This is a genomic window from Nostoc sp. CMAA1605, assembly GCF_021596505.1.
Classification (GTDB): Bacteria; Cyanobacteriota; Cyanobacteriia; order Cyanobacteriales; family Nostocaceae; genus Trichormus.
Genome location: NZ_PJIZ01000142.1, coordinates 1 through 9123 on the forward strand (window position 1 = coordinate 1; position 9123 = coordinate 9123).

The 9123-nt window shown below is 42.5% G+C and carries 10 protein-coding genes; 4 read left to right on the top strand and 6 right to left on the bottom strand.

Going from position 1 to position 9123, the window contains the following annotated elements; all coding sequences use genetic code 11:
• The 4 genes from CV014_RS28185 to CV014_RS28200 all read right to left on the bottom strand — a co-directional run.
• On the bottom strand, window positions 1-449 hold a 449-nt coding region (locus CV014_RS28185; RefSeq protein ID WP_268964942.1), incomplete at its 3' end, for a DapH/DapD/GlmU-related protein.
• Between the two features lie 90 nt (window positions 450-539).
• Window positions 540-842 carry a EutN/CcmL family microcompartment protein gene (locus tag CV014_RS28190; protein ID WP_103139475.1) on the bottom strand — a complete coding sequence of 101 codons (303 nt, stop codon included), beginning with the start codon at window positions 840-842 and terminating at the stop codon, window positions 540-542.
• Window positions 843-848: 6 nt separating this feature from the next.
• On the bottom strand, window positions 849-1193 hold the full coding sequence (locus CV014_RS28195) for a carbon dioxide-concentrating mechanism protein CcmK (protein ID WP_190466214.1): 345 nt from the start codon (window positions 1191-1193) through the stop codon (window positions 849-851).
• 97 nt (window positions 1194-1290) lie between these two features.
• Entirely contained in the window at window positions 1291-1599 is a 309-nt protein-coding gene (locus tag CV014_RS28200) for a carbon dioxide-concentrating mechanism protein CcmK (protein WP_010995042.1), read from the bottom strand.
• Between the two features lie 658 nt (window positions 1600-2257).
• Here CV014_RS28200 and CV014_RS28205 point away from each other — a divergent pair.
• From CV014_RS28205 to CV014_RS28215, 4 genes are all read left to right on the top strand, one after another.
• On the top strand, window positions 2258-4114 hold the full coding sequence (locus CV014_RS28205) for an NAD(P)H-quinone oxidoreductase subunit F (protein ID WP_236145037.1): 1857 nt from the start codon (window positions 2258-2260) through the stop codon (window positions 4112-4114).
• Window positions 4115-4355: 241 nt separating this feature from the next.
• The gene (locus CV014_RS28210) at window positions 4356-5858 is read left to right on the top strand and encodes an NADH-quinone oxidoreductase subunit M (RefSeq protein WP_236145038.1); all 1503 of its coding nucleotides are present in this window, start codon (window positions 4356-4358) and stop codon (window positions 5856-5858) included.
• Between the two features lie 200 nt (window positions 5859-6058).
• Window positions 6059-6136 (top strand): hypothetical protein, encoded by a 78-nt coding sequence (locus tag CV014_RS30740; RefSeq protein WP_442946954.1) that lies wholly within the window; start codon window positions 6059-6061, stop codon window positions 6134-6136.
• Window positions 6123-7250, top strand: coding sequence for a CO2 hydration protein (locus CV014_RS28215; RefSeq protein ID WP_236145039.1), 1128 nt, complete (start codon window positions 6123-6125; stop codon window positions 7248-7250). Before CV014_RS30740 ends, CV014_RS28215 begins: the two co-directional genes overlap by 14 nt.
• 291 nt (window positions 7251-7541) lie before the next feature.
• Here the strand turns inward: CV014_RS28215 and dusB are convergent, their stop codons facing one another.
• A complete protein-coding gene (gene dusB / locus CV014_RS28220; RefSeq protein ID WP_236145041.1) occupies window positions 7542-8594 on the bottom strand; it encodes a tRNA dihydrouridine synthase DusB in 1053 nt (350 codons plus the stop codon).
• A 220-nt stretch (window positions 8595-8814) separates the two neighbouring features.
• On the bottom strand, window positions 8815-9123 hold a 309-nt coding region (locus tag CV014_RS28225; protein ID WP_236145040.1), incomplete at its 5' end, for a glycosyltransferase.

Here is a 9123-nt window from a genome sequence, read left to right on the forward strand (position 1 = left end):
TTTCCAGGGGGAATTTCCACATCTTGAATTAGAGCGTGCATCATCACAATGCAGCCTTCTCCTACCCTGGCATTAAATACCGTTGAGCGAAAACCAATAAACGAGTTATCACCAACATAAGCTGGCCCGTGAATCAATGCCATGTGGGTAATAGAAGCATTTTTGCCCACCCATACCGAATATTCTTGGTCATCATCACCAATGACTCGGCCTTGCTCCAAACCATGAATCACTACACCATCTTGAAGATTGGTGTTTTCACCAATGTAAAAAGGTGTACCTTCATCGGCTCTGATTGAAGTACCTGGGGCAACAATTACATTTGCACCTATGTAGACATCCCCAATAATGTTGGAAAAAGAGTGTACAAATGCGGTTTCATTGATTTTGGGTTCCGCTAAACTCCTTGACCACGGGGTTGGGGGAGCCGCCGTGCTGCGGACTGCCATCGCGAGATTCCTCCTGATTAAGATTTAGGTAATAGTCTATAGTCCATAGTCAATAAAGCTTGAAGTTGACCGTTGGCTGTTGACTGTTAACTACCTGTATTGGTCTTTCTTGCTGTAAATAAGACGATCTTCTACGTGAATAGTATCAATTATCGCCACGACTGCTGCATCCAAAGGACGCTGCTCATTTCCAGGTACTTGACGCGCCGCACTACCACGACTTACGAGTACCCATTCATCTACTCCTGCGCCTACGCTATCTGCTGCTACCTCGTATTTGGGCAGGAGGTTGCCTGCTTCATCTACTAATTGCAACAACAGTAGTTTCACACCTCTAAGACTAGGCTCTTTCTGTGTGCTAACTACTGTGCCACGTACTTTGGCAATTTGCATTACTAATTATGGTCTTCTACCGAAGGGACGAATTGCGTTCACATTTTCCCGGAATTGTTCTACATCTTCGGTATAACGAATTGGGAGGACGTATTCTAAGTTCTCGTGAGGACGGGCAATGATGTGAGTAGACAGAACTTGTCCGCCGTTGACACGCTTCACTGATTCAACACCTGCTGATACTGAGGCTTGTACTTCCGATACGTCGCCTCTGACAATCACAGTTACTCGTCCACTACCGATTTTTTCGTAGCCTACCAACGTTACACGGGCAGCTTTCACCATCGCATCTGCTGCCTCTACTACTGCTGGAAAGCCTAGCGTTTCTACCATTCCCACTGCGATCGACATTTGCTTTGATTCCTGAAATTTAGTTTTTTAGCTTCTGGACTTTTATGTAATGCTCAAGAAGGCAACCCCGTTAATGAGTTTTTTTAAACTCTGCCTTTTAGGTACGGAACTGTTCCACAGCTTCCGTATAACGAATCGGTAAGACGTATTCTAAGTTTTCGTGGGGGCGGGCAATGATGTGAGTTGAGACAACTTCGCCACCATTGACTCTTCTAGCTGCTTCAATACCTGCTGCTACTGAGGCTTGTACCTCAGATACATCTCCGCGCACAATTACGGTGACTCTAGCACTACCGATTTTTTCATATCCTACCAAAGTTACGCGGGCAGCTTTCACCATTGCGTCTGCTGCTTCTACTACTGCGGGAAATCCCTTGGTCTCAATCATTCCAACTGCAATTGGCATCCCATGTCTCCTAAAAAATTAATCCAATCAGTACCGAGGAAAAGAAAATTTTGACGGGGAAGCTCATCTTGAGCTAAAAAACACTTCCAAATTAAGCATAGAAAAGCTTGGCTCCCCTGGCAACATAAATTAGTATAATAGTTTATAATAAAAAAGTTTTAAAAAACTTAACAAAATTTCGTACCTGTGATCTGTTCAATCAAAGTTAACGGATTACTAGAGCAACCACTTGTGCTTTATAATTTTTTTATTACATTTGGGAAAAGATATTCATAAATCTAGGTTAATCCTGTCTAGAGGGGAACAATAGGAGTCTATAAATTGTGTAGTCTCTGATTTTCCCTCGTTTTGTAGTATGGATCAAGACTGAATAAAAAACACATAAGTTTTTTAAATAACTTTTATAAAATTATGTTCTAAAGGTAGAAATGAAGACATTAAAAAAGCCAAAATATGCACAATAAAAATGCTTTCTCCGCAATTAATTTGAGTTTCATTGCAGTTTTATAAATTGGTAGTAAGTAAAACCTACCGGATATCCAGATTCAAGAAAAAAGTTAAAAAAACCTAGTTTTTAGCACAATTTATTTTTTTTTAGTAAATGATTATTCTAAGGGTTTTAGGAAAATTTAAGGCTGAGTCTTCAAGGGAAATCTAAATGAATGAGTTTCTATTTGCAACAAGTTGGTGTGTGCCTTTTTATAGTCTATTAGGCGCGCTTTTTACCTTGCCGTGGACATTAGGAATCATCCGCAGGACGGGGCCTAGACCGGCGGCATATTTAAACTTGTTGACTACCCTTTTGGCTTTTGCTCATAGTCTCTTGGTTTTTAAGGATATTTGGAACAGAGAACAAGAAACCTGGATTATTACTTGGTTTCAAGCGGCTGATTTCAATTTATCTTTTGCGTTGGAATTTTCAGTAGTGAGTATTGGGGCAACAGTATTAATTACTGGGCTGAGTATGCTGGCGCAAATCTATGCCTTGGGCTACATGGAAAAGGACTGGGCGTTAGCACGGTTTTTTGGATTGATTGGATTTTTTGAAGCCGCGTTGAGTGGTTTAGCAATTAGTGATTCTTTGTTTCTCACCTATGGGCTTTTGGAGGTACTGACACTTTCTACTTACTTGCTAGTGGGATTTTGGTACGCACAGCCTTTAGTGGTGACGGCGGCTAGAGATGCTTTTTGGACGAAGCGAGTAGGCGATTTAATGCTGCTGATGGCAGTTGTCACTCTGTCTACCTTAGCGGGAAGTTTGAATTTTTCTGATTTATATGAGTGGGTGCAGACGGCGAATTTAAACCCATTAACTGCCACTTTGTTGGGTTTAGCGTTGATTGCGGGCCCAGCCGGGAAATGCGCCCAGTTTCCTTTGCATTTGTGGTTAGATGAAGCAATGGAAGGCCCTAACCCAGCTTCAGTGATGCGGAATTCCTTGGTAGTAGCGGGTGGTGCTTATGTATTGTACAAGTTGCAACCAATTTTAGCTCTTTCACCTGTAGCTTTGAATGCTTTGCTAATTATCGGCGGTGTGACAGCCGTGGGAGCAAGTTTAGTGTCTCTGGCGCAGACTGACATTAAGCGGGCTTTATCCCACTCTACTAGTGCTTACATGGGACTAGTATTTTTAGCGGTGGGTTTACAGCAGGGTGGCGTGGCTTTGATGCTGCTGTTAACTCATGCCATCGCTAAAGCATTATTATTTATGAGTTCTGGCTCTGTGATTTTCACCACCCAAAGTCAAGATTTAACTGAAATGGGTGGTTTATGGTCAAAAATGCCAGCCACTACTACTGCTTACGTAGTGGGTGCAGCCGGAATGGTAACACTGCTACCACTAGGTAGTTTTTGGGCAATGTTGTCTTGGGCTGATGGTTTAGTGAGAGTGAGTCCTTGGGTAATTGTCATTCTCATTTTAGTTAACGGCTTAACGGCTCTCAACCTGACGCGGGTATTTAGATTAGTTTTTTGGGGTAAACCGCAACAAAAAACCCGTCGCGCCCCCGAAGTTGGCTGGACGATGGCTTTCCCAATGGTATCACTGACAATTGTGACCTTACTCTTACCTTTGATGCTCCAGCAATGGTACTTGCTACCTGCTTGGGAAAGTATTGATTGGTATGTAGTTTTAGTATTGGTTTCTTCTACGGTAGCGGGCGTAGTAGTTGGTTCAACCATTTATCTGCATAAAGCTTGGTCGAGATCAAGAGTCATGGCTTGGCGGATGGTGCAGGATTTATTGGGGTATGACTTTTACATTGACCGGATTTATCGCCTCACAATAGTTAGTGCTGTCGCCATCCTATCGAAAATTTCCGCTTGGAGCGATCGCTATTTAGTGGATGGTTTAGTAAACCTAGTAGGATTTGCCGCGATTTTAAGCGGACAAGGCTTAAAGTACAGCATTTCCGGTCAATCTCAAGGTTATATGTTGACCATCCTAGCGGTAGTTAGCGTTTTGGGATTTTTTATTAGTTGGTCACTGGGTTTATTGGATAAGTTGCCTTTTTAGTGCTGAGTGCTGAGTGGTGAGTAATGAGTAATGAGTAATGAGTAATGAGTAATGAGTGGTGTTAGCGGTAGCGCGGCATTTAGCCGGTGCTGTTAGTGCGGTGTTATACCAAATTGCGAATTGCGAATTGCGAATTGCGAATTGGTATTAGCCCTTGTTGAGTAATTATGGAGAGGAGTGAGGGAGTAATTAACTTCTGATTTCCGAAAATACCGACTTCCGACTTTTATATCCCTTTCTTATGCTGAGTGCTTTAATTTTTGCCCCTTTATTGGGCGCGTTGTTAGTTGGGTTATTACCTGCTGGCGAGAATGGGAAAATCTCCCGGAGTGTGGCTTTAATTGTGTCTGGGTTAATTTTCTTGTGGACGGTGTTTTTAGCTAGCCAGTTTAGTCCAGGGGAAGTTAACCAGCAGTTCAGTGAGTTTTTACCCTGGATCAATGCCTTGGGCTTGAACTATAATCTGGGGGTAGATGGCCTATCTTTACCTTTGCTGTTGTTAAATGGGCTATTAACTGCGATCGCCATCTACAGCAGCCATGAATCTCTACAACGTCCTCGGTTTTATTACGCCTTAATCCTGATATTGAGTGCTGGAGTAGCAGGTGCATTTCTTGCCCAAGATTTACTGCTGTTTTTCCTGTTCTATGAGTTAGAACTAATTCCCCTATACCTACTCATTGCCATTTGGGGAGGGGTAAAACGCGGTTACGCAGCTACAAAATTTCTCATCTACACTGCTGTTTCTGGGATTTTAATTCTAGCTAGTTTCCTGGGGATGGTGTGGTTGAGTGGTGCTAATAACTTTGCGCTAACAGCGTTGAATACAACAGCCCTACCCTTAGCCACCCAATTAATACTTTTGGCGGGAATTCTGATCGGTTTTGGAATTAAAATGCCATTAGTTCCCTTTCACACTTGGTTGCCAGATGCTCACGTTGAAGCTTCTACACCAATTTCCGTACTCCTGGCTGGTGTGTTGTTGAAGTTGGGAACCTATGGCTTGTTGCGGTTTGGGATGAACTTGTTACCGACAGCTTGGGGATATTTAGCACCTTGGTTAGCCGTTTGGGCTGTAGTCAGTGTATTGTATGGTTCGTCCTGTGCGATCGCTCAAACTGATATGAAGAAGATGGTAGCCTATAGTTCAATCGGTCACATGGGCTATATTTTACTAGCGGCGGCGGCGGCTACACCCTTAAGCACATTGGGTGCTGTGATGCAGATGATTAGCCACGGGTTGATTTCGGCAATGCTGTTTTTGTTAGTCGGTGTTGTCTACCAAAAAGCTGGAAGCCGAGATTTGAGTGTAATTCGGGGACTGCTGAACCCAGAACGTGGTTTACCTGTCATTGGTAGCTTGATGATTTTAGGTGTAATGGCTAGTGCTGGGACTCCTGGAATGGTAGGGTTTATTTCCGAATTTATTGTGTTTAGAGGGAGTTTTCCTATATTTCCTATACAAACGTTGTTATCAATGATTGGCACCGGTTTAACGGCAGTTTACTTTTTAATTCTGGTTAACCGTGCCTTTTTCGGACGTTTGTCTGAGCAAGTGATTAGCCTACCTAGAGTTTACTGGAGCGATCGCGCCCCAGCAATGTTATTAGCAGGCTTAATTATCATTTTTGGTATTCAACCATCTTGGTTAGTACACTGGAGCGAACCCACAGTTACGGCTATGGTGAATGTAGAACATACAGTAGCGACTGTTTCATTACATCACACACCAGACAAAAGTTAAACATCAAACTGCCAATTAGTAATGGCTAATGGGTGCTAGCAAGATAGTTAACCATTGCCATTACTAAACATCCCAGAAATAAGGGACTTCCAATTAAAAAATATACAATCACCTGAATGGCAAGGGGGCAGGCTTCCGCCGTGAGCGTCAGCCGAACGGGAGCAGGGGGAGAGACAGTTATTTTAAAGTAGGTAAATTGGATAGTTTATTCTCTGGAAGTCCCTAACAAGCATAATTTTAAAAATTTTATTAGGAGAATTGGCAATGGTAACTATTAAAAATAAACCAAATAAACCTTTAGCTGAGTTTGTCGAACGCCTCCTTACAGGGCAAGCTTTACTTGTTGACAGTCCCCAAAATGTTTTAGAAGTTGTGGGGATTCTCAAAAGCTATGGTGTAGTTTTAGATGCTTATTCTAAGAATCTAATTTATATTGCTGACCATCAATTTTTAGTATTTTTCCCATTCTTTAAATATTTTAATGGCGAAATCACTCCGCAAAAATTACTCCGCCATTGGTGGCATGACAGAATTAATTTTGAGTATGCCGAATATTGTATGAAATCCATGATGTGGCATGGTGGCGGCGGTTTAGATGCCTATTTAGATACCAAAGAATTTCAACAAAGGGCGCAAGCAGTAATTAAGGCAAAATTTGCGACAAATCCCTTGGTGATGGGTATAAATCAACTGTTTCCCGACTTTTTAATTGAACAATTACGTGTGTCAGCTTACTATAGTGGACTAGGTCAATTTTGGCGGGTCATGGCTGATATTTTCCTCAACTTATCAGACCTTTATGACAGAGGTGAAATTAAAACCATTCCGCAGGTTGTAGACCATATTAAAGCCGGGTTAGTGGCAGATGCTTTAAAGCCTATTACCTACTCGGTGAAAATTAACAAAAAAGTCTATGATATTATTCCTAAAAGCTTAGGGTTGACCTTTTTAGCGGATACAGCCATCCCCTATGTAGAAGCGGTTTTCTTTAGAGGTACTCCCTTCTTGGGAACAGTTTCTTTAAACGCCCAAGCATATCAAATTCCTCCTGATCAAGCCAGATTTCAATATGGGGCATTATATGCTGATCCTTTGCCTATTGGTGGTGCAGGTATTCCTCCCACATTGTTAATGCAAGATATGCGTCATTATTTACCAGAATATTTACATAAGATTTATCGGCAAAGTCTCCGGGGTGAAGATGATTTGCGGGTACAGATTTGTATGACTTTCCAAAAGTCAATGTTTTGCGTTACCACGGCAGCAATTTTAGGTTTAATGCCTTATCCTGCTGATAGTTCAGAACCATCTGAACAAGAAGCCAACCGAGTCTATTTAGAAAAATGGATGGAGAGGTTAAACACCTCGCAGATACTCAATGTGAATAAATAGGATTTTGTAGAAAATTATTCTGTTAAAGCTAGTATATATAGCAATACAGTTCAGTTAAGAAAACAGTTTGTAGTGAGGACTTTAGTCCTCATCTAAGGACTGAAGTCCTTACTACGAACTTTTCCTTACTTCACAAACCGCAAATTTTAGCTGAAACAGTCCAATAGGGTGTGTTAGGCGTAAGCCGTAACGCACCAAAAGCCTTGATAGTATTTATGTTAGCGACAACGTAGCGCACCCTAAGTATCTACCTATCTGTTCAAAAATTAAGTAAGAATCCTAGAGAATTACTTAAGCGACTTGAAAATTCTCCGCTTCTTCCATTGGTTCATAACCCTGAGTTAAATGCTCAATAGCTTTATCGATTAAGTCTAAACCTTGCTGCACGGTTTCAATGACGCTTAATTGTCCACGTAATTCAGCCGCACCAACAAAACCTTTAGCGTACCAAGTCATATGTTTACGGGCTTGACGTACACCGCGATCGCCTTTATATTCCCATAAAGCTTGTAAATGATCTCTGGCACATTCGAGGCGTTGCATAGGGGTTGGTGCTGGTAATAATTCGCCAGTCTTGAGGAAGTGGTCAATTTCCCCTACCAAAAAGGGATAACCCAAAGTCCCACGGGAACACATCACACCATCCGCGCCAGTCTCCTCTAAGCATTTTACAGCCGCTTCCACTGAGAAGATATCACCATTACCAATGACTGGGATGGAAAGTGTTTCTTTGACACGGGCTATCCATTCCCAGCGTGCATTGCCATTGTACCCCTGTGCGCGGGTGCGTCCATGCACAGTAATCATTTCTGCACCTGCGTCTTCCATACGCTTGGCAAAATCAAGGATGGTGATTTCTTTGTCATTCCAGCCAATGCGGGTTTTGACTGTCACTGGGACATCAACAGCTTTGACAACTTCTCGCACAATAGCCTCTGCGACTTCCGGCTGTCGCAACAATGAAGAACCGCCACCATTTTTAGTAATTTTATTGACCGGACAGCCCATATTAATATCGACTGTATCCGCACCTTCTGCTACAGCTTTGATAGCCGCTTCAGCCAAAAAATCTGGGCGACAGTCAAATAACTGAATGCTAATTGGGCGTTCGTTGGGGTCTACTTCCATGATTTTGGGTAGTTGCTTAACGTAGTGTAACCCTGTAGCGTTCACCATTTCGGTGTACATCATGGAGTCTGGTGCATAACGACGCACCAACCGACGAAAAACCATATCTGTCACCCCAGATAAAGGTGATTGCAGAACTCGACTTTTGACGGCAAATGAGCCAATTTTCAGGGGTTGGGAGAGTCTAGTTTGCAGACTGGGAGACAGAGTAACCATGTGAGGGACTGGGGACTGGGGAATAGGGACTGGGTTAAAAGGCTGCTGGGATATGGCTTCTCTAAATGTTTTATGCACAGTTCACGCCAGCGATTATACAAGTTTATCATCTGGCGCAGCAATCTATCTCAATTACCTGAGTAAAGCCCAGGGAGTAGAGATTGGGGAGTGAGTTTTGAGACAAGGTAGACAAGGTAGATTTGATCCCAGTCCCCAGTCCCTAATTCCTCACCATGCTGCGGATACGCCCATTATTAGCAAATTTGTCTTGCAAAATTTGCCGATAAACTTCTTCATAGCCATCAGTCATTGCTTGCAGACTAAAACGATTTTGAACATATTCCCGACAGTAAAAACGGTCTAAATCTGCAACTTTGTCAATTGCACGGATACACTCTTCCACATTACTGCACAGAAAACCTGTTTTAGCGTGGTCAATGACTTCTGTAGTTGAACCTAGTTCCATAGCAATAACTGGTGTCCCTGAAGCCATTGACTCAACCATTACTAACCCAAAAGGTTCTCGCCA